Genomic DNA, 21,126 nt, shown 5'->3' on the forward strand with positions numbered 1-21,126 from the left:
AAGGTCTCCAAAACAATTTACATTTTATACAATATATTATATTCACTTAGGGAATAAATTTCAAGTCAGTCTATTTTCTAAACTTGTATCCTTAATTACCTAGTTTCATAGTAATATAAAACTCCCTCTCTCTTACTTATAGTATAGCTAACTTTATAGTCTAATAAAAGAAAAAGACTTTTACCAATTTTTGACCAGATATTCTATCAATCATCGGTAAAAGTCTTTTATCTTATAACATAACTATATTTTTTGAACTAGTTACTAAAGTCAGTATCCACAATAGCAAATTGTGTATATTCAGGGCAGCGTTTTTGCATTTCTGCTTTAATTTTTTCTAATGTGCCATGCGGATCTTCTTCGTCAAAGTCAAAGATAATATCATAGTAGATAACTTTCTTTTCTTCGTGTACGTAAAAGGCATGTACTTGTACTACATGAGTATATAAACTTACAACTTGATCAAGAGCTTGTCTAATTTCAAGTACTTCCACACTTGGTTGGTTTTCAGCATATACACCAACGGTCATAGCAATACCAAATTTTTTATAAAGATGAACAGCGATACCTTTTGTTAGTGGATGGATATCCGCCATCGTCATCGTATCTGGCACTGTAATATGAACGGATCCAATTGTTTCACCAGGACCGTAGCTATTTAATACTAAATCATATACACCACCCACATTTGGATGTTGAGCGATAGTTTCTTTAATTTCACGAACTAAGTTATCATCGGCACGAACGCCAAGCAAGTGATTATACATTTCTTTTAAAATGTCATAAGATGCTTTCAAAATCAATACGGAGATAGCAGCCCCTACATAACCTTGAATATCAAAGTTAAAGAAGAATACTAAGCCTGCAGATACCAAAGTTGCAAAGGTAATTACCGCATCAAAAAGGGCATCTATACCAGACGCTACAAGAGCATCGGATTTATATTTTTCACCTTGCGCCTTAATATAACGGCCCATCACAACTTTCACCACAATAGCGACAGCGATAATGGCCAAGCTTGGAACATCAAAGGTAGATACCTCAGGGTGAAGAATTTTTTCAATAGATTCCTTGAGGGATCCAATGCCTGCACCAAGGATGATGAAAGCAATGGCCATGGTAGTCATATATTCGATACGACCATGACCAAATGGATGCTCCTTATCGGCACCCTTAGCTGCTAATTTTGTACCAACAATAGTTAACACAGAGGACAAAACGTCTGTTAAGTTGTTTACCGCATCAAGGATGATGGCGATAGAGTTAGATGCAAGGCCTACAATCATTTTAAAAATAACGAGAACGACGTTACCTATAATACCTTTTATACTAGCAAGCGTAATCCCCCGATTACGTGCTGCACCATTTTCTTGCAAAATCATATTGAACTACACCTCTTACATTCAATTCACTAAGCTACAAATCGAAGCCTATCGATTTATTTACATTTCTATTATAGCTTATCGATTATCATTTGTCATTATATTTTTTGAAAAATTTCTATAAAATCATTGATTTTACTGAGTTATCAATAATTCTCATTTCTCAATTAGAACATTTGATGTATTGTGACTTCACAATCTATAGTGTAGATCTATTGTTAATAAACTACTATCTAATTATTAATACGTACTATATATTACGCACTTCTTAATACTTACCTAGTGATAAGTATCAAAGTAATTAGAGGTAATTATGCAGTAACCGTAATACGCTCGCCTGTGCGCATGTGTGTAAATACAACCTTTTGGGCACGCAATTGGAACGGCTGCCCCGTTGGCTGTGCGCCATATAAGGTATCCCCTACGAGAGGGTGACCTATATGGCTGAAAGCCACACGAATTTGATGTGTTTTTCCTGTGTACAAACGGACTAAAACCTCTGTATATCCACATTCTTGGAAGTTATACACAGATTTGTCCACATTTTGACCACTTTTATCCACATCTGATAGTTCTATATCCACATTTTTTGATGCTATATCCACAGAATTTTTGGACTTATTCACAGACTTATCCACAGGCTGTGATTGATGTCTACATAGGACGGAATAATCTGTACGAGTCTCTTTTCCCTTAGGATTTACTTCGTAATGAATCCCATCAGCACTGCGTTCCATAGATAATACCAAGGAATCCTCATCAGCTTCTACGATACCTTCCACAGTAGCCATATACCACTTTTCAAAGGTATTATCATCCATTTGCTGTTGATAAAGACTTTGAGCTAAGCCACTTTTAGCAATCACAATACAGCCCGTTGTATCTCTATCTAAGCGATTCAAGAAACGTACCTTTCGCTTAATACCATGTTCTTTAAAGTAGTAAGCCACACCATTGGCAAGGGATACTTGGCCTTTGGAGTTTACTGTCACACCAGCCGGCTTATCCACAATGAGGAGATCATCATCTTCATATAAGATATGTAGATTCATTTCAATTGGTTCATGATCTATTTTTTCCTTCGCCATGGCAATCCAAATCTCGTCACCTTCGGAGATAACATCCTTTGGCGTTGCTTTATGACCGTTGATGTGGATTAGTTTTTCCTCAAATAACTTTACTAAAGACTTACGAGGATATTTTGTATCTAGTACGTCACCTAATGTAACATCCTGTTTTTCACTACGTGCAGCGTCTATATCTGCAGCAGTTACGGTCCACAAAATATCATCAGGACGATGTGTTTTTCTCGCCATTAGTATCTCCTTTCTACGAGCTCATTGTCTCGTGGCATATAGTTCAGTAGCGAGCTTGGTTGAACCGCTCGACCACGTATATTCGTTTGTTCAAAGGTAATAGTCAGCTCTTGCTTAGGGCGCGTTATGGCCACATAAAACAAGCGCTTTTCTTCATCTTCACGCCCTTCTGCAATGGCAAACGGGCTTGGAAAGGTACCTTCGTTAAGGCCTGCTAAGAATACATGGTCAAACTCGCTCCCCTTTGCTTGGTGGATGGTAATGATAGGAATCCGATCTTCGTTTCGTACCTGTTGAGCTGGCTCACCTGCGGTAAGGGCCGCCATCTGCAAGATTTGATTTAATCGAGCTAACCCAGCTGGGCCCTCATAGGCAGCATCTAGTTTTTCCATAATGCGATATAGATCGCGTATATGCTCTACCTTCGCCGCTTCCCCATGGGATTTATAGTATTCTAGAACCCCCATTTGATTCATAATGTACGCCAATAACTTTGTTGGTAATTCTGTATAGGCCTTTCTACGTAACGTTGCCATTTGGGACGCAATATTGGTGAAAGCAGCCTTATACTTATTGATTGCCACCATACGACCAGTTGTTGTAGGCACGATATTTTCTTTCACTGCATAGATTAAAAGCTGTGCTGTGGCCAAGATATCGTCCATCGCATTGTGCGTAGGCTCATGATTGATAGGAAACTCTGATGCTAGGAAGCCCAATTTATGGTTTGGCAAATTAGGATAGAAACGACGGTAAATATCGAGTGTATCGTAGATAGCCTTGAATTCTGGATTACCTAAATTATGGCGTGCCAATTCATTAGTAAAGATAGTCACATCGTAGTTTACATTATGGCCTACGATAATGGCATTCTTGGAGAATTCCTTAAAGGCTTGTAGCACTATAGCTGGCTCTTCGCCGTGTTCTTGTAAATACGCATCAGAGAAGCCGTGTACCTCTTCGGATTGTCCCACAGGTACGCCGGGGTTGATAAAGCGTTCAAAGGTTTCTAGGATCTTTCCCTTTTCATCGATGCGGATAGCCGCAATTTGAATGATGCGATCCTGGGACGTATCGGTACCAGTACTTTCTACGTCATACACGACGACCTCATGATTTTCTAAACCACTGACGAGCTTCGCATAAGGCTCTGCCTCAAAGATAGGCATATCCATAAAGTCCGTCAATTTTAAGCCTACTTGTCGCGTCTCAGGGCTTTCAATAGCGGAGATACGCGCGTCACCGATACCAGCAACGTAACGTTTTATAATGCGCTTAGCACTGACCGAGTCATTCGGGTTCATAAGCAGTTTAAAGTAAGCCATAACATCTTTGATTTCTTGACGTCTAAAGAATTTAAACTCATCAATAATCATAAAATGACGGCGTTCGTCTTCAGGCTTTTCATTGTTGAGGCGTTCAAAGGAGTCGCTCAGCCGTTGTGCCTTTTTATTATCCCGCACTAAAACGCCAATATTGGCATCCTTTGGCAAGGCGCAGATAGCTTCATAGATATACCGTCCCTCAAGATAGCTATTTTTACAGCCTTTTATGAGAACAGGCTTACCCTTTCTTTCACTATTGGCGCGAGGCAATTCAGTATAAATAGAGCCTACCAGATCAGGGAACATATTCTGCAATGTTTTGAAAGCCATCGTAAAGAGAGTCCAGTTAGAGCGGTAGTTTTCATAGAAGATAATTTTTAAAGGCATAAAGTCCGCATCAAACTGCTTGAGCAAACGAAATGGATCAGACCCACGCCATTCGTATATAGTTTGGAAATAGTCCCCACATAATAGGACGTGATTACCTTCCCACAGCATTTCTAGAACCTTGTACTCTAGTACACCTGTATCTTGCATTTCATCTACAGAGATATAACTATAACGACTGCGCCATCGCTCCCGAACTACGGGATCTTGGAACAGGCGATGAACACCGCAAATGAGATCTGTGAAATCTAGACCATGTACAGAGGCTAAGCTTTCATCATAGCCGGCAATCCATTCGTGACCATGGTTCAAGAAATCATGAAGTTCACTATAAAGAACATTACCAAAACTAGAAAACTGTTGCTCAATAGCAGGACGCTGTTCCTTTTGCAAACGATCAATAGTTCGTTTATAATCGCCTAGGAGATCATCAGAATAGAACCCATATAAGGAACGATATTCTTTTACCATGCCGATGATGTTGGCAAAGGACATTTCTCGCAACTTACCTGGACGATACGGTTCAGACAATTCCTTACAATCCTCTTCATCAAAGATAGTTACATCCGTATATAAGGTTTCATTGCGCTTCCCCTCTTGTTGGAGCACGAAAAAGCAAAAGCTGTGGAATGTACTAACCTCCACAGCCTTTGCAGGACTGCCTACGAGCGATTGAATGCGGTCTTTCATCTCGTTTGCCGCCTTATTTGTAAAGGTCATGCACAAGATATTCTCCGCCTTCGCATAGCCGCCCTCGATGAGGTGAGCCACTCGATAAGCAAGTGTATTCGTTTTTCCCGTCCCAGCGGACGCTAACAAGAGGATATTCTGTTCAACTTCATCAATAACGCGTTGTTGTTCACGATTGATAAGCATGAGGTCCTCCTATTTTAAAAAGCCGTACCATCCGGCAGCAATGAGCATTGGAATAGGGCCTAGAATTGCTGTTAAAGCCCATACGCCCAAACCAATATCCATAGGAATATTGAGGATATGAACGCATACTAAATACGTCAAAATACCAGTTACTGCATTCATAGCCACTCGTTTAATGGTGAAAAATGCTACTTTGAAAGCAATGTAGGCTACAGCAACGGATACAACCGCCGATATAATCGGTGATGCTAATAAAGCTCCCATATTATCCTTTCATTTCTTGGCGGTTCACTACGGCACCGCCTAACGTTAATTCATCGGCATATTCGATATCGCCACCCACAGGAACACCGCGGGCAATACGCGTTACCTTAATGCCACTTGGGCTTAATAAACGAGCCAAATAGAGAGCTGTCGCCTCCCCTTCTACGTCTGGGTCAGTAGCGAGGATAACCTCTTGTACGACACCATCTCGAAGGCGAGCAATCAATTCTTTTACGCGAATATCGTCAGCACCGATGCCCTCCATAGGGGACAAGGCGCCTTCCAATACGTGATATAAGCCCTTATAGTCACCACTGCGCTCAATAGCAATGACATCGCGAGATGTTTCAACGACCATAATCGTCGTTTGATCGCGGTTCGGATTGCTACAGAATTCGCAAGGGTCTTGAGCTGATAAGTTAAAGCAAATAGAACAGTGACGTGTAGCCCCCTTCGCTTCTACGATGGTTTCCACGAGACGGTCTACCTCTTCCTTCGGCATTTCTACCAAATGATAGGCCAAGCGTCTAGCCGACTTGGAGCCGATACCTGGCAAGCGGCGCAGCTGCTCTACGAGCCGTTCTAAAGCGTTTGTCATTTAGAATAAACCTGTTGGCAAGTTAAGACCACCAGTTACTTTGCCCATTTCTTGAGCCAAGAGGTCGTCTACTTTTTTGCTAGCTTCGTTTACAGCAGCCATTACTAAATCTTCTAACATTTCTACGTCTTCAGGATCAACTGCATTTGGGTTCAACTTCAAAGACTCGATGATTTTTTCGCCGTTCATTACAACTGTTACAGCACCGCCACCAACGGAAGCTTCTACTGTACGAGTTTTTAATTCTTCTTGCATTTTCTTCATATCTGCTTGCATTTTTTGAACTTTTTTCATCATGCCAGCCATATTGCCCATACCTTTACCAAACATTGTAATTCCTCCTTTTAGGATCTTGTCCTTACTAACTGTCTATGCCCATAACTCTAACATGCGACATAGATTTTAACATATGTGTCACCTACGGCCTTAGGACCAACAGGTATACTCAAAAATTTATTCTTCAATGACCTCGACGATAATGTCGTGGTCTTCAGATAATTTCTCTAATGTTTCTGCCAAGAGAGGATTGTTTCGCTCCTCTTCTGTCATATGCTCTGGATCCCATGCGTATTCACGAGCTACCGTCACGCTATCGATGGGCGCCACTTCAATAGGTGCTTGTGAAAGCATAGCATGATCATCACTTTGATAAGGGGTTCCCTGTTGTTCGCCCCCATTAGACTTTGGGACAGCTTCTACCTCAATATGGGCACCGCTATCCATAGGGCGTTCTAAGACCTCCCCATCATCGCTAATAACAGTAACACTATCTAACGGATGTGGTGGCATATCATCTAAAGATGATACGTAAGATTCCTCCATATCGTCTACAGGAACATCATCAAAGGAATGAACTGGAATATCATCGCCTTCAATAGAACCTGCTAGAGACTCGATAGGGATTTCTCCATCTGGAACGGGTACAGACGGACTGCCATCAAAGGATGTAATCGGTACATCTCTACCAGTTGGTGATGTTTCTGCTCCGACCTCACTCGTATCAGCACCAGTTGTGGCACTTACAGCAGCACCGCCCGACTTTTTCGCCAAGAAGGCTAACGCTGCGGCCTTTGCCGCATCTACCGCTGTAGAATCAGGCTTACTTGATTGCTCATCAGTTGTAGGACCTCCAACTTGTGCGATAGGTTGTTGAGCTTGTGACGCGTTACTACCTTGAGCGCTATTAGCTCCTGCTGAGCTATTTCCCACTGGAGCATTATTAGTGCCTTGTGGTGCCGATGGATTTGTTAAATCCATTTGTGCCGGTTGACCACCAGAGGTTTTCTGTACGTCAACCATCGGTTCTGGTGGACGTTGCGGCGCTTTTACTTGGTGTTGCGTCGTACTACCAGAGGCCTTTTTATAGTCTTTGTAAACTTGTGTGAGGGCATCAACAATTTCTACATGTACTGGATAGCCTAGCGTATAGGTGAAAGCATCTGCTGCTTCTGCTAAGTTTACTTCGTTGGTCATTACATTGAGATGCAATGTATTTTTGAAGGCCATAACCGCCTTGCTTTGGTCTACGTATACAAGTTGACCTTGTCCAATTACGGTAGAGGTCATATTGCGATTGCTGTCCTTCAAGTATTTAATAACATTGGACTGTACATTGCGATACTCTTGAGCCGACAAGATTTGATCACTAATGATAGCCTGTGTACTAATACCTTTTTTACCACGACCTTTGGCTTGATTTCTAGCCGATCGTTCTGGCGCACTGCTTGTACTTGGTGGCGCCATACTAATACTGCCCATTGGAGGCGGAGCCATGCCTACTCCATTCATAGGAGGCGGTATACTACCTGGTGCACTCATAGGTGGAGGTGTCATGCCTACACTCGCAGGCGGTGGTGTCATCCCCACTCCACTTAGAGGCGGCACAGTACCAACAGTACTATTTTGAGTACTACTCATGGAAGCATTCTGTACAGCAGCATTATCTACAGAAACAAAACTATTGGCATAACCACCTGGCGGTCCAAAGGAATTAGCACCATAAGCAGGTGCAGTTACGGCAGCTGGACCTCGTTGTTCTAATTGAGCCATGCGATTCAATAAATCGTTGCGTTCAGATCGTTCTGAAGACTCTAATGCATACACACGGTCTTCTAAGCTTTCATCAACAGAGCCTAATTTAGCACAAAGCACCAAAAGGCCCATTTCGATAATAGTTCGTGGATTATCCACTTGTTTTGCATCATTCATGATGGATTGCGCACTGCGCACATACTGATTAAGCTCATTAAAATCGATGCTTTCAGCTTGAGCTAAAAACTCAGCCTTAAAGGCATCATATACCTTGAGCTCATCCGCATCAGGTGCGACCTTACCAACTAGTAAGGCCCGCACGTGCTGAATGAGGGCTTCCATAATCTGCGTCGCATCACGACCTTCTGCTAAGGCATCGTGGATATAGGACAACAATTTGGGACCATCCCCGTTGCGCAGCGCATCAAGGAAATGAATAATCCATTCCTTGCTAACAAGACCAATCAGTTCTTCTACTACTTGCGGCGTAATAGTGCCTGTTGCCATACCGGCACATTGGTCTAAGATACTCAACGCATCGCGCAAACCGCCATCTGCATGGACAGCGATGAGCTGTGCTGCTGCAGGATCTAAGCCAAAGCCTTCCTTTTCCGCTACATAGGATAAACGCTGTGCGATATCATCAGAGGTAATGCGTCTAAAGGTATAGCGCTGACAACGAGACACGATAGTAACAGGCAATTTTTCAATTTCTGTAGTAGCAAAGATAAACATAACGTGAGCCGGTGGCTCTTCGATAGTTTTTAAAAGCGCATTCCACGCCTCAGTTGTGAGCATGTGGGCTTCGTCGATGATGAACACCTTTTTACGGCCTTCAACCGGCATGAATTTGACGCTTTCACGAAGAGCACGCACCTCATCGATACCACGATTGGATGCAGCGTCGATTTCAAGAACGTCCATGGACTGACCGCTCAAAATCGATTTACAAGCACTACACTCGTTACAAGGATGATCCGTTGGCCCATGCTCGCAATTGATAGCGCGCGCGAAAATCTTAGCCATACTCGTCTTACCAGTCCCTCGCGGACCAGCAAACAAATACGCATGAGCCACCTTATCTTCGCGGATAGCACGCATCAATGTATCAGACACCTGATGCTGACCAACCACATCGGTAAACGTCTGTGGACGGTACTTACGATATAACGCAATATATGCCATTGGAACACCCCCTTTTCCGAAAATTACAATACTTTATTATACCATATTCACGGAAATCTTACTCATTTTATAGAGTTCTATCATTAATTTATACGCCCCATTTCCCTCTATCAATTAAGCATAAAAAAAGCGGCCCCATAGGCCGCCTTGCAATATTCGATCACGACAGCCCCCGGGTTCCCCGTGGCACATGAGGGTTACCGCTTAGTGCTGCTACCTCTCAGTCCTGACACGATTCACAGGCCCCCATTGCACAGGCCCGAGAACTGCCATGATCCAATATTGCAATACAAATATTATACATGAAAATGCCTCTATAGTCAAAGCTATAGAGGCATTTCATATGTCTTATCTAAAGGATATTCAATTAGATTAGAAATTATTTTGAATATTTTTCTTTGAATGCAGCCAATTGAGCTTCTTCCAAGGATAAGCCTTGTTCTTTATAGCGTTCAATAGCAGCGTGCATTTCTTCATATGCTACAGGTACGACTTTTGTAAATCTATTTACAAAGTTATTCCAATTTTCAAGGATGTGACGGCCTTTAGCGGAATTAGTGTGCAATACGTGTTGTTCTACTAATTCTTTAATGCGTTTAAGGTCATCATTATTAGCAGGACGTAATTCTACTAGACCTGTGTTTACATAACGTTCATCGCAATCGAGGATGTACGCATAGCCACCGGACATACCTGCTGCGAAGTTACGTCCGATTTTACCGAGTACAAGCACTTCGCCACCAGTCATGTATTCACAACCATGGTCGCCTACACCTTCTACAACAGCTGTGATACCACTGTTACGAACAGCGAAACGTTCACCAGCAACACCGTTAATGTAGGCTGTACCAGATGTGGCACCATAGAAGGCAACGTTACCGATAAGGATGTTTTCATCAGCTTCAAAGATGGATTTCTTAGGAGGATATACAGTAATTGTACCACCGGACAAGCCTTTACCGAGGTAATCATTCGCATCACCTTCAAGTTCTAATGTCATGCCTTTAGGAATGAAAGCACCAAAGGATTGACCTGCAGAGCCTTCAAAGTTCAACTTGATTGTGTTATCTGGCAAGCCGCTTTCACCATAACGACGTGTCACCTCAGAACCAACCAAGGTACCTACAACACGGTTAATGTTGTTGATAGCCAATTTAGCGCGAATTGGTTTTTGGTCCTCTATGGCAGGACGGCACATACGCAAGAGCTTGGACATGTCCAATGTGCGTTCCAATTCGTGATCTTGGTCAATCATGTGCATATGACCTACAGATGCATCGATGTATGGATGGAACAATACGCGTTTAAGGTCAACGCGAGACAATTTGAAGTTATCGTCTTGAGATTTTTGACGAACAAGGTCGATACGGCCTACAAGTTCAGCTACGGAGCGTATACCTAAGCGAGCCATGATTTCACGCAATTCACGAGCGATGAAGATCATCAAGTTTTCTACGTACTCAGGCTTACCTGTAAAACGAGCACGCAATTTTTCATCTTGTGTGGCTACACCATAAGGGCATGTGTTGAGGTTACATACACGAGCCATTTTACAGCCTACAGCAACGAGTGGCAATGTACCGAAACCGAATAACTCAGCGCCAAGCATAGCAGCAACGGCTACGTCGAAACCAGTCATCAACTTGGAGTCTACTTCCAATTTAACGCGGTCACGCAATCTGTTGAGCATCAATGTTTGATGAGTTTCAGACAAGCCTAATTCCCAAGGCACACCAGCGTGTTTTACAGATGTACGGCCTGCCGCACCTGTACCACCATCGTAACCAGAGATTAAGATATTATCTGCTTTTGCTTTTGCCACACCAGCAGCGATAGTACCAACGCCAGCTTCAGATGTCAATTTAACGGAAATACGAGCATCTTTGTTAACGCATTTCAAATCGTAAATCAACTCAGCCAAGTCTTCGATGGAGTAAATATCATGATGTGGTGGTGGAGATACGAGTTCAACGCCTGGAGTGGAGTGACGAGCTTTCCCGATTTCAGGGTATACTTTCTTACCTGGTAATTGACCACCTTCGCCTGGTTTAGCACCTTGTGCGCATTTAATTTGCAACTCTTTTGCATGAATGAGGTAATTTGCAGTTACACCGAAACGGCCAGATGCAATTTGTTTTACTTCGGAGTTCATGCTGTCGCCATTTGGCAATGGTTTGAAGCGAGCTACATCTTCGCCGCCCTCACCAGAGTTAGATGTGGAACCAAGACGGTTCATAGCGATAGCAATCGTTTCATGAGCCTCTTTACTGATAGCACCATAACTCATAGCGCCCGCTTTAAAGCGTTTTACGATAGATTCTTCAGGTTCAACCTCTTCGATAGGAATACCGCCGCCTACAGGGTAGTTCAATTCCATCAAAGAACGCAATGTTACATGGTAATCGTTGCGAATCGCTTTAGAGTAGTCTTTATATTTTGCGTAATCACCGTTAATAAGGGATTCTTGTAAAAGATCAATTGTTTTAGGGTTGAACAAATGCTCTTCCCCATCTTTTACAGGGCCATACCAACCACCTGGTTCAAGCACAGATTCATCGGATTTGAAAGCACGGTCATAACGAGCCAATGCTTCATTGGCAACGCCTACAAGACCAATACCGCCAATACGTGTTGGTGTATTTACGAAGAACTTATTAATAAAGTTGGTATTCAAGCCCAAAGCTTCGAAGATTTGGGCACCATGGTAGGAACGAACTGTGGAGATGCCCATTTTGGACATAACCTTCATAATGCCGCCTACAGCTGCTTTAATGTAGTTCTTTTCTGCTTGTTCAGGTGTAATATCACCAAGACGTTTACGAGCTTGTAAATCGCGTACAGTTTCAAGAGCCAAGTAAGGATTGATAGCTGTTACGCCATAACCGATCAATGTACAGAAATGATGTACTTCGCGAGGCTCACCAGATTCGAGGATAAGACCAATTTCTGTGCGCAATACTTTTCTAATTAAGTGATTATGAACAGCTGCTACAGCTAACAACGCTGGAATTGGTGCATGATTTTCATCGACTCCACGGTCGGATAAAATCAATACATTTTGCTCTGTACGTGCTGCTTCTTCTGCTTTTTCGCACAATTCAGTCAACGCATCACGCAAGCCATCCGCACCCTTAGTTGGGTCAAAGAGGATTGGCAATGTAACAGATTTCATTCGACGGCAGTCAAGAGCCTTAATGGACGCCAATTCTTGATTTGTAAGAATTGGTGTACGCATGGACAACGCATAGGTACCAGCTTTATTAGGATCTGTTAAGTTACCAGAGTTACCAAGCATAACACGAGTAGATGTAACCATTTCCTCACGAATGGAGTCAATTGGAGGATTTGTTACTTGCGCGAACATTTGCTTGAAGTAGCTGTATAACAATTGTGGTTTATCAGACAAGATAGCAAGTGGAGCATCGGCACCCATTGCACCTACAGGGTCTTTACCATCTTTTGCCATAGGTACTATCATACGCACAAGATCTTCTTGAGTATAACCAAAGGCTTGTTGCTTTTTGAACAAATCGTCTACTTTTGGAATATCGCTTTCATCAGCTTGCGTAATTTCAGACAAGTGGATTACGTGCTCTTTTACCCATTCATCATATGGCAATTCAGTAGCAACGCGTTGTTTGATTTCTTCGTCGGAAATAATGCGTTGTTCCTCTGTATCGATGAGAAGCATTTTGCCCGGTTCCAAACGACCTTTAGCGCGAATATTTTCAGCATTTTCGTTTACTACACCCACTTCGGACGCCATGATAACGCGATCATCAGTTGTTACATAGTAACGAGCAGGACGCAAACCATTACGGTCAAGTACGCCACCGATAACAGTACCATCAGTGAAGCCCATAGCGGCAGGACCATCCCATGGTTCCATCATGAAGCTATTGAACTCATAGAAGTCATGTTTTTCTTGGCTCATGAGATTATTGCGTTCCCAAGGTTCAGGAATCATCATCATAATCGCATGAGGCAAGGAACGACCTGTCATGTGCAAGAATTCTAAAGTATTGTCGAACATAGCGGAGTCAGAACCGCTGTCATCTACTACAGGGAATACCTTTTTAATATCTGGGAATAATGGAGATTCCGCTTTACCTTCACGAGCATTGATCCAGTTTACGTTACCACGGATTGTGTTAATTTCACCATTATGCACTAAGAAACGGTTAGGATGCGCCCGAGCCCAGCTTGGGAATGTATTCGTACTGAAACGGGAGTGAACCATAGCCAATGCAGATGTAAAGTCAAGGTCGCTCAAATCAAGGTAGAAGTCACGCAATTGACCAGGTGTCAACATACCTTTATATACGATTGTCTTAGAGGACAAGGATGCAATATAGAAATCACTAGATAATTCCTTGCTCAATGGAACAATGCGTTTTTCTGCTAATTTACGAATAATATATAATTTACGTTCAAATTCTTTATTATTAGTTACGTCTGGGCCTTTGCCGATGAGGATTTGAATCATCCAAGGACGGATAGCAGCTGCTTCTTTACCAACCTTTGTACCATCTACTGGTACTTCACGCCAGCCAAGAACAACTTGACCTTCTTCGCGTACAACCTCTTCAAAAATGCGTTTTTGCTCGTTACGGAGGCTTTCATATTTATGGGCAAATATCATACCTACGCCGTACTCACCAGCTGCAGGCAAGTTGATACCAAGCACTTCGCATTCGCGTTTAAAGAACTCATGAGGAATTTGTACCAAAATACCGGCACCATCCCCTGTGTCCTTATCGGCACCAGCACCACCACGGTGTTCAAGGCGCTCTAAAATACGCAAACCATCATCGATAATATCGTGGGATTTTTTACCTTTAATATTAACGACAAAGCCCATGCCGCACGCATCCTTTTCAAATTGGCTGCTGTACATACCATTAGCTTCTAGTCTAGCTTGATCTAGACGTTGTTGCTCGATTGTGCTCTGATTCATATCCATAACGTGCACTCCTTCATATCACTTGATCATCCCAAGCGCTGCGGCATCGTTCCGTTCGGTCTTGGTGAAAGTATAACTATAAACTACTTCTAAAGAATCCATTCTATAGTGATATTATCGGCTGTAACCGTCCATAACCTCATCTAAATTTTAAATTCTATAGAATTTTTGTCTATACATAGTATACTCCTGTCCACTGTGAATTGAAAATATAAAAAAAACATAGTCCATGACTTTAAGTCATAGACTATGCATTTTTATCACTATTGTTTTTTGTATACACAAATACACAATTACTACTTCTCACGACCAAAGTCGTCCCCTACTTCACAGGTTACCGTCATAGCCTCGTCCTTACCATAGGGTACAAAGGTGAGTTCTGACGCATGTAAGCATTGACGTGTATAGGGTTTATTGCGTACCCCATACATGGCATCTCCCACAATAGGATGACCAATGTGTTCCATGTGCACACGGATTTGATGTGTTCTACCGGTTAATAATTTAAACTTCAATAGCGTATGTTCGCCTTCGTGACCAAGAACGGTATATTCCGTTTGAGCCGGTTGACCAAACTCATCGATGACACGGCGATTATCAAATACTGGATCAACACCAATAGGTTCATCAACTACGCCATCTTCATTAATACAGCCTTCAACTAAGCCTGTGTAGATACGGTCGATACGACCAGCTTGTAATTCATCAGTGTAATATTGCTGAGCTTCCTTTGTTTTACCAAAGAGAATACAACCAGATGTATCTCGGTCAAGACGATGTACAGGGCGCACCTTGTGAACTACACCTTTTTTCGCATAATACCCAGCCACATAGTTACTCAATGTACCAGATTTAGTTTGTCCCGCTGGATGAACAAGCATGAATGGAGCTTTATCAACCACCAAGGTATGAGCATCTTCGTAGAGAACTGTAATAGGACCTTTTTCTACATCGACGCCATAGTCCTTATCCTGTGGTAATTCCAAAGTTAATACATCACCCTTTTTGAGAGAACGCTGGGAATGGGCTACACGACTATTTACTTTCACCCGTTTCTTGCGGAACATCATTTGAATATCTCGAGAGGATAATGAAAAGCGTTCCTTTACATATTTAGAGACCGTCAATTCTGTTGGTTCTTTCACTGTATACGTTTTCCAGCTCATATTACCACCATTCGTTAATATATGTTTTTTGTTCAGGATAGAGAATATCGAAGAATTCTAGCCATTCCTCATTAGCTGAAAGTTTACCTTCAAAAGCAAGATCACGAGCGGTTAATGTGCCCATTAAGAGTTGGCTTAAAGCGCCGACTTCAACAGTAATATCTATGTCCCCATCTAATGTGTCAGACACCTTTTTAACAGTTGGTGTCAATGCGCCGCCATATTGGACTTCATAGCGTCCTTCATTCCACTCACAAAGGCTATCTTTCACACCAAAGGTCATTGTAATAGGCATCATCAAAGCCTCTGGGTTTACAGGAATGGATTCGAAGGCAGCTTTCACATCTACAATACGGCTCATCATGTACGGCATTGTGGAATGTCCGCTTTTACCATCTGGATAGAAGCGATAGTATGTATCGTGAAGGCCCTCATTCCAACGAATCGTAGTGCCTTGAGAACGGTGATTATAGAAGTAGTTCAACAATGCTCGTTGTGCACGACGTGTAGTATAGACTAATTCGGATACTGGAATTTCTGGTTGACCTAAGCGATATACCGCATAGCCTTCAATACTCCCTTCATCATTGCGCACTACAGCGATATTCACGCCTTCCGCAAAGAAGCTGCCGAGCAAGCGTTTCCATTCCTTTTCACCGCGCTCTGCATAACCAGAAAGACGGGCTGTATATGTTTTATATACAGGATCAAGCAATGTCCATTGGTCAACGCTATTAAGTAAACCAAAGCTCAAGGATTTATCAGTCATAGGGCGCAAGTCTTCAAGAGACATAGCGTTCACCCATTGATGAGCATAGAGTTCCCAACCATATTGTTGGTAGAATGCAGCCTTGGAAGGCATCAAAATCGTCAATGCTTGACCTCGGTTGCGAAGTTCTTCAAGAGAAGCCTTTAACAACGCACCACCTACGCCACCACGACGAGCCGCTGGATGTGTGGCTACGCCAACCATATAGCTTGTAGGCAATACAGCACCACGAACATTGATATTATATTGACGCAAATGAACGGTACTCAATAATTGATCTTGTTCAAGACCAACCATTGTATTTTCTGGTTCATAGCAATTTGTAAAGTAATATTGGAAGAATGGATCTTCCTTTGGTTCAAAGCAGTACGCCCATAGATTTTCCACATGTGGCGTATCTTGAGCTGTTGCAATTCTATATTCCATAAGTATATCCTCGTTATAGTATAAAAACTACTCTCTATCTGTGGCATCACCATGATGATGCAAAATATAATCAAATAGATAGGCTAACACTTCTATTATAACAAAAATGAGCTATGAAGCGCATCGACTTCATAGCTCAGATTTTTATTTACCGCCTGTTGCATTATCTGCTTCATTAGCATATACTGCGTCATATTTTTCAGCAAAATGATCTGGATTGTAAGATTCTTTTGCTTGGCGAAGACCAGGCAAGCCCATGTCTTCTTCACGGTTGATGAATTCTACTTCGCTAAATTCATGACGAATGAATTCATTATTGATTGCTTGATACAAACCACGGATATCTGGATTTGCTTTTTCAATGTGAATCAACGCCATTTTATCATTCAATAATTCACCGATACTGAAAGCTTCAACGCGGCCAAACAATTTGATGGCGCCACCTTTAAGGCCTAGTGTTTCCCAATTATCGAATAATAAGTTAATAGCAACCAATTCATCTTCGATACCTTCTTCATGATGAGTTTCTACCCAAGATGCTGCTGTTTCGCGGCACAATGGAATGATATCTTCTGTAATTGGCATATATTCATAGTTAGAATATTGCATGCGGAATTGGTTCAAATGGTTTTTCTTTTGACGGAACTTCTTACCAGATAAGTTGATAAGATCTTCAGATTTGTAAATGTATTCGTAGTTGTCGCGGTCAGGTGTAAATTCATAACGCCCAGGACATAACTCTTCCATACGCTCTTTTACAACTTTGCTAACACCTTTGAAAAGGAATGGCAAATTATTTTCTACGAACCATTCTTTAGCGCGTAACAAACCATCAAGGAACTTTGCATCTTTACCGGCAAACGGAGGCAATAGGAATGGTTCACGTTTACCGCCACCTTGGATATACAATACGCCGTTTTCCTCAGCCCAACGAATACCATACGCATCTTGCCACATAAATAATGTAGTAAAGCAATTATCAGATGCTTCATAATGATGTTGTTCAAAATATTTGTCGATTAATGGTTTGTCTCTTAGTTCAAAACGTTTAAATTCTAAAATAATAATCCCTCCTATCAAATTCCTCGGTCGAGGTATTTACCATGGGTACCTATCACCACATGGTCGTTCATTATAATTTAACAGATTCGCCTAATTCAAAGTTTCCGTCGGTTGTAATTACCTTATCGCCTTCGTTTAGTCCTGAAATAATTGCTACATTATCGTCTTCTGTCATACCAACCTCAACGACACGTACGTCAACTGTATTATTTTCAGTCAATACATATACGTATTTGCCGTCTTGGTTTTCGCGAACCGCTTTGCTTGGTACAGTGAGCATCTTCGCTTTTATATCTGACTCGATGATAAGCGTATAGAATTCGCCAGCCTTGATTAGGCCTTTGTCATTGTTGAAAGTAGCTTTCACAAGAACGCTTGGCACATTTTCTGGCTGAGTCACATCTACATATGTCAATTCACCTGGTAACTCTTGGTCACCTACCTTGAGGAGTACCTTAATACCCTTTTTAGCATCTGGTGTACCCAATTTCATCGCCGCATCACGAGGGATGCTAAGAGAAGCTACCATTGGTGTAGATTGTTGAATCATCATGAACGGACGATCTGCAATGGCCATTTGACGGTCTTCATTGTAAATAGCAGTCACTGTACCAGCTATAGGCGCTACGATTGTAGATGCTGCCATTTGTGCAGATACTTGAGCAATTTGAGCCTCAATAGCTGCCGTATTGGCACCACCACCGCCACCACCAGTTGTTACCGTCGTAGTTTGTGGCTGAGACCGCTCTACAATGCGATCATATTCTTTTTGAGTAATCATACCCGCTTCACGCATCTTTTGAGCTTGTGCTAATTGACCACTATCCACAGATGCTGCCGTCGTAGTTGTAACGGATGTCGCATAGGACTGAGCTGAGGCTTGCGCTAACTGACCTTGTAAGGATGCTAGCTGTTGCTGTAAAGCCGATGTATCTACAGTGGCCAAGGTTTGACCTTGTTGTACTTGATCGCCTACTTTTACAGCATACGCGACCTGCCCGGTCAACGTCGGCGTTACCGTCGCCTTGTTAAGAGCTGTTACATTGGCATCATTATGAATCTGTAGCGGCATATCCTTGTATGTTACATCAGCAACGGATACAGTTTTCGTACCGCAACCAGCAATGGCTAAGGCCATCATCACAACACCAAGCATAGCAACTACCGAATAAATTCGTTTTAATTTCATTCTGTCACTTCCTGTCATATTGATTTTTATCAATACCTTAGTATATCATAAAATCAATTAGAATTGTATGAAAGCTAATTCCTTTAATTTATGGATATAACGGAGGTTCTTATGGAAGAACGGATGGACTTTAGAATATTAAATAACGGCAGCTTCATTCCTTCTATCGGTTATGGCACTTATAAAACAGGCACCGAAGGAGAAACGGAGCAAGCCGTTTGTAATGCACTTGGCGTAGGTTATCGATTACTTGATACAGCCGCCTACTACGGCAACGAAGAGGCCGTTGGTAGAGGTATCAAAGCATCTGGCGTTAATCGTACAGATATCATTATTACTACAAAAATTTGGCACACCGACGCAGGCTACGATAATACAATGCGCGCTGTTGAAAGCTCTCTAAAGAAATTAGACACTAATTATATCGACATCATGCTAGTACATCAACCCCTTGGCGACTACTATGGTTCTTGGCGCGCTATGGAGGAGTTATACGACCAAAATGTATTGCGTGGTCTAGGTCTCTCTAACTTTTACGAAGATCGCCTCATCGACTTGCTATACCACTGTAATGTAAAGCCTGTGGTGAACCAAATCGAGTGTCACCCGTTTAACCAACGTCAGTCCTTATTACAATTAATGCGTAAACATCAAGTAGTAGGTATGGCGTGGTCTCCATTTACTCGTGATCGCCAACCTGTATTTGACCACCCTATCATCAAGAGCTTGGCTGAAAAGTACGGCGTTAGTAAACACCAAATCATCTTACGTTGGCACATCCAACGAGGCATCATTCCATTGCCAAAGGCAAATAATGTAAGCCACATGGAGGCTAACTTTGATGTATTCGACTTCAAGCTTACTAACATCGACATGGACGTTATGGAATTATTAGATCAACAAGACTTCTTGGAAGACCACCACACCGCGCCAGGTCTAGAAAGATTATTACAATTAAAATAGAATATAAAAATAAAACCACTTATATCATCTTCCTTTAGGAATAGATATAAGTGGTTTATTTATTTTATTGTACTTTATTCTATTTAGGCACATTAAAGACGGCTTGTATAAGTATCATATAGATAACTGTTCCTGCCGCAATCGATACGAGCATATTACGTTTCCATAAATGTAATCCTACCGTAACTAGTAAGGCAATAAGCTCAGGAATACCATATGGATACGATAAAACAACGGTCTCCTTAAAGGTATATACTACAAGCATACCCATAACGGCAGTCGGCAAAGCCTTGCCTAAAAAGAGCACAAAGTCCGGTGCCTTTTTTCCTTGTGGAAACACGAGGAAAGCTCCAAAACGAGTAAGTAATGTACCTGCCACAACAATAGCAACAGTAATGACCATTTCTGTACTAGTCAAGATGTACACCTCCCCACTTGTACGCAATATAGCAGGCTACCAACATACAGCTCATAGATAAAAGCATAAAGAGTGATTTTCCCACCAACAAGAGCATCACGATCGCCATAGCTGCACCAGCTACACCAAAGGCTCTAATTTTGTTATTCTTTGCATTAAGTAGCATTTCAAGGAATACCACAATGAATAGTCCAGGTAATACAAAGTCAATGCCTCGTAAATCTACAGCAGCCAATAGATTACCAAATAAACCGCCTATAAAGGTACTAAATACCCAGAATACATAGTTGAGCCAAGACACGTGGAAATAAAACCACTTTTCATCTACATCATCAGGCAATTTTGTAGCCATATTAATAGCAAAGCTTTCATCACACATCCAAGCTACGGTAGGGAACCATTTCCATCCCATATGTACATATTTCTGCAGCGCAGATAGACCATAGAAGAAGTGGCGGCCATTGACGAACATGGTCAAAACAAAAGCGTTTAACGGATCAAAGCCCGCCATAAGCATGCCAATAGTTACGAATTCCATGGAACCTGCGAAAATAGTGGCTGCTAAAACAGGCGCCGTCCACCAAGGGAATCCTTGGCTCGTAGCATATAAACCAAATCCTAAGCCTATGAAAAAGAAACTTATGCCCATAGGAACCATGATAGGAAATGCAAAAGAAAAGGCACTTCGATACTTTATGTCACTCAAAGGATTTTCTCCTTTCGAAATCATACATTATATATTATGTAAACGATAGTCAAAACTAATCTTAGTCCTCTTCTAGACGATAAAACTAATTTGAACAATA

General features: G+C 42.0%; 15 protein-coding genes and 1 other RNA gene. 1 reads left to right on the forward strand and 15 read right to left on the reverse strand.

All coding sequences use genetic code 11. The features are described 5' to 3' along the window. Positions 1-257: 257 nt before the first annotated feature. The 13 genes from VEIS1202513_RS08410 to VEIS1202513_RS08470 all read right to left on the reverse strand — a co-directional run bounded on the left by VEIS1202513_RS08410 (position 258) and on the right by VEIS1202513_RS08470 (position 18,957). Complete coding sequence (locus VEIS1202513_RS08410) at positions 258-1,382, reverse strand: cation diffusion facilitator family transporter (RefSeq protein WP_213467288.1); 1,125 nt, start codon at positions 1,380-1,382, stop codon at positions 258-260. Between the two features lie 311 nt (positions 1,383-1,693). Beyond that, the gene (locus VEIS1202513_RS08415; protein ID WP_213467289.1) at positions 1,694-2,698 is read right to left on the reverse strand and encodes an RluA family pseudouridine synthase; all 1,005 of its coding nucleotides are present in this window, start codon (positions 2,696-2,698) and stop codon (positions 1,694-1,696) included. After that, positions 2,698-5,286, reverse strand: a complete 2,589-nt coding sequence (locus tag VEIS1202513_RS08420; RefSeq protein WP_213467290.1) for a 3'-5' exonuclease — start codon at positions 5,284-5,286, stop codon at positions 2,698-2,700. The genes VEIS1202513_RS08415 and VEIS1202513_RS08420 overlap by 1 nt, the downstream gene beginning before the upstream one ends. A gap of 9 nt (positions 5,287-5,295) precedes the next feature. After that, positions 5,296-5,550 carry a hypothetical protein gene (locus VEIS1202513_RS08425; protein ID WP_005385224.1) on the reverse strand — a complete coding sequence of 85 codons (255 nt, stop codon included), beginning with the start codon at positions 5,548-5,550 and terminating at the stop codon, positions 5,296-5,298. A 1-nt stretch (position 5,551) separates the two neighbouring features. Then, complete coding sequence (recR, locus tag VEIS1202513_RS08430; RefSeq protein ID WP_004694915.1) at positions 5,552-6,148, reverse strand: recombination mediator RecR; 597 nt, start codon at positions 6,146-6,148, stop codon at positions 5,552-5,554. Next, positions 6,149-6,478, reverse strand: a complete 330-nt coding sequence (locus tag VEIS1202513_RS08435; RefSeq protein ID WP_213467291.1) for a YbaB/EbfC family nucleoid-associated protein — start codon at positions 6,476-6,478, stop codon at positions 6,149-6,151. Between the two features lie 123 nt (positions 6,479-6,601). Then, a complete protein-coding gene (gene dnaX / locus VEIS1202513_RS08440; protein WP_213467292.1) occupies positions 6,602-9,364 on the reverse strand; it encodes a DNA polymerase III subunit gamma/tau in 2,763 nt (920 codons plus the stop codon). Positions 9,365-9,530: 166 nt separating this feature from the next. Further along, positions 9,531-9,630, reverse strand: an RNA gene (ffs, locus tag VEIS1202513_RS08445) — signal recognition particle sRNA small type. A 113-nt stretch (positions 9,631-9,743) separates the two neighbouring features. Beyond that, positions 9,744-14,327, reverse strand: coding sequence for a glutamate synthase large subunit (gene gltB / locus VEIS1202513_RS08450; RefSeq protein WP_213467293.1), 4,584 nt, complete (start codon positions 14,325-14,327; stop codon positions 9,744-9,746). A gap of 296 nt (positions 14,328-14,623) precedes the next feature. Continuing rightward, complete coding sequence (locus tag VEIS1202513_RS08455) at positions 14,624-15,493, reverse strand: RluA family pseudouridine synthase (protein WP_213467294.1); 870 nt, start codon at positions 15,491-15,493, stop codon at positions 14,624-14,626. Between the two features lies 1 nt (position 15,494). Continuing rightward, positions 15,495-16,688 carry a GNAT family N-acetyltransferase gene (locus VEIS1202513_RS08460; protein ID WP_213467295.1) on the reverse strand — a complete coding sequence of 398 codons (1,194 nt, stop codon included), beginning with the start codon at positions 16,686-16,688 and terminating at the stop codon, positions 15,495-15,497. A 144-nt stretch (positions 16,689-16,832) separates the two neighbouring features. Further along, positions 16,833-17,768, reverse strand: coding sequence for a DUF2156 domain-containing protein (locus VEIS1202513_RS08465; RefSeq protein WP_060924459.1), 936 nt, complete (start codon positions 17,766-17,768; stop codon positions 16,833-16,835). A 52-nt stretch (positions 17,769-17,820) separates the two neighbouring features. Next, on the reverse strand, positions 17,821-18,957 hold the full coding sequence (locus VEIS1202513_RS08470) for an efflux RND transporter periplasmic adaptor subunit (protein ID WP_371732215.1): 1,137 nt from the start codon (positions 18,955-18,957) through the stop codon (positions 17,821-17,823). A 93-nt stretch (positions 18,958-19,050) separates the two neighbouring features. Here VEIS1202513_RS08470 and VEIS1202513_RS08475 point away from each other — a divergent pair, with 93 nt between their 5' ends. Beyond that, the gene (locus tag VEIS1202513_RS08475) at positions 19,051-19,902 is read left to right on the forward strand and encodes an aldo/keto reductase (RefSeq protein WP_213467297.1); all 852 of its coding nucleotides are present in this window, start codon (positions 19,051-19,053) and stop codon (positions 19,900-19,902) included. A 79-nt stretch (positions 19,903-19,981) separates the two neighbouring features. Here the strand turns inward: VEIS1202513_RS08475 and VEIS1202513_RS08480 are convergent, their stop codons facing one another. After that, on the reverse strand, positions 19,982-20,320 hold the full coding sequence (locus tag VEIS1202513_RS08480) for a branched-chain amino acid transporter permease (protein WP_305847105.1): 339 nt from the start codon (positions 20,318-20,320) through the stop codon (positions 19,982-19,984). Continuing rightward, entirely contained in the window at positions 20,313-20,978 is a 666-nt protein-coding gene (locus tag VEIS1202513_RS08485) for an AzlC family ABC transporter permease (RefSeq protein ID WP_178886042.1), read from the reverse strand. Before VEIS1202513_RS08485 ends, VEIS1202513_RS08480 begins: the two co-directional genes overlap by 8 nt. Between the last annotated feature and the right edge of the window lie 148 nt (positions 20,979-21,126).

The sequence above is a fragment of the Veillonella orientalis genome (genome assembly GCF_018406505.1).
GTDB classification, from domain to species: domain Bacteria; phylum Bacillota; class Negativicutes; order Veillonellales; family Veillonellaceae; genus Veillonella; species Veillonella nakazawae.

Coding starts and splice junctions, on each gene's coding strand:
- VEIS1202513_RS08425 (WP_005385224.1), bottom strand. CDS start 5,550: ATGGGAGCTTTATTAGCATCACCGATTATATCGGCGGTTGTATCCGTT.
- dnaX (WP_213467292.1), bottom strand. CDS start 9,364: ATGGCATATATTGCGTTATATCGTAAGTACCGTCCACAGACGTTTACC.
- VEIS1202513_RS08415 (WP_213467289.1), bottom strand. CDS start 2,698: ATGGCGAGAAAAACACATCGTCCTGATGATATTTTGTGGACCGTAACT.
- VEIS1202513_RS08460 (WP_213467295.1), bottom strand. CDS start 16,688: ATGGAATATAGAATTGCAACAGCTCAAGATACGCCACATGTGGAAAAT.
- VEIS1202513_RS08470 (WP_371732215.1), bottom strand. CDS start 18,957: ATGACAGGAAGTGACAGAATGAAATTAAAACGAATTTATTCGGTAGTT.
- VEIS1202513_RS08410 (WP_213467288.1), bottom strand. CDS start 1,382: ATGATTTTGCAAGAAAATGGTGCAGCACGTAATCGGGGGATTACGCTT.
- VEIS1202513_RS08420 (WP_213467290.1), bottom strand. CDS start 5,286: ATGCTTATCAATCGTGAACAACAACGCGTTATTGATGAAGTTGAACAG.
- VEIS1202513_RS08435 (WP_213467291.1), bottom strand. CDS start 6,478: ATGTTTGGTAAAGGTATGGGCAATATGGCTGGCATGATGAAAAAAGTT.
- recR (WP_004694915.1), bottom strand. CDS start 6,148: ATGACAAACGCTTTAGAACGGCTCGTAGAGCAGCTGCGCCGCTTGCCA.
- VEIS1202513_RS08475 (WP_213467297.1), top strand. CDS start 19,051: ATGGAAGAACGGATGGACTTTAGAATATTAAATAACGGCAGCTTCATT.
- gltB (WP_213467293.1), bottom strand. CDS start 14,327: ATGGATATGAATCAGAGCACAATCGAGCAACAACGTCTAGATCAAGCT.
- VEIS1202513_RS08485 (WP_178886042.1), bottom strand. CDS start 20,978: ATGGTTCCTATGGGCATAAGTTTCTTTTTCATAGGCTTAGGATTTGGT.
- VEIS1202513_RS08455 (WP_213467294.1), bottom strand. CDS start 15,493: ATGAGCTGGAAAACGTATACAGTGAAAGAACCAACAGAATTGACGGTC.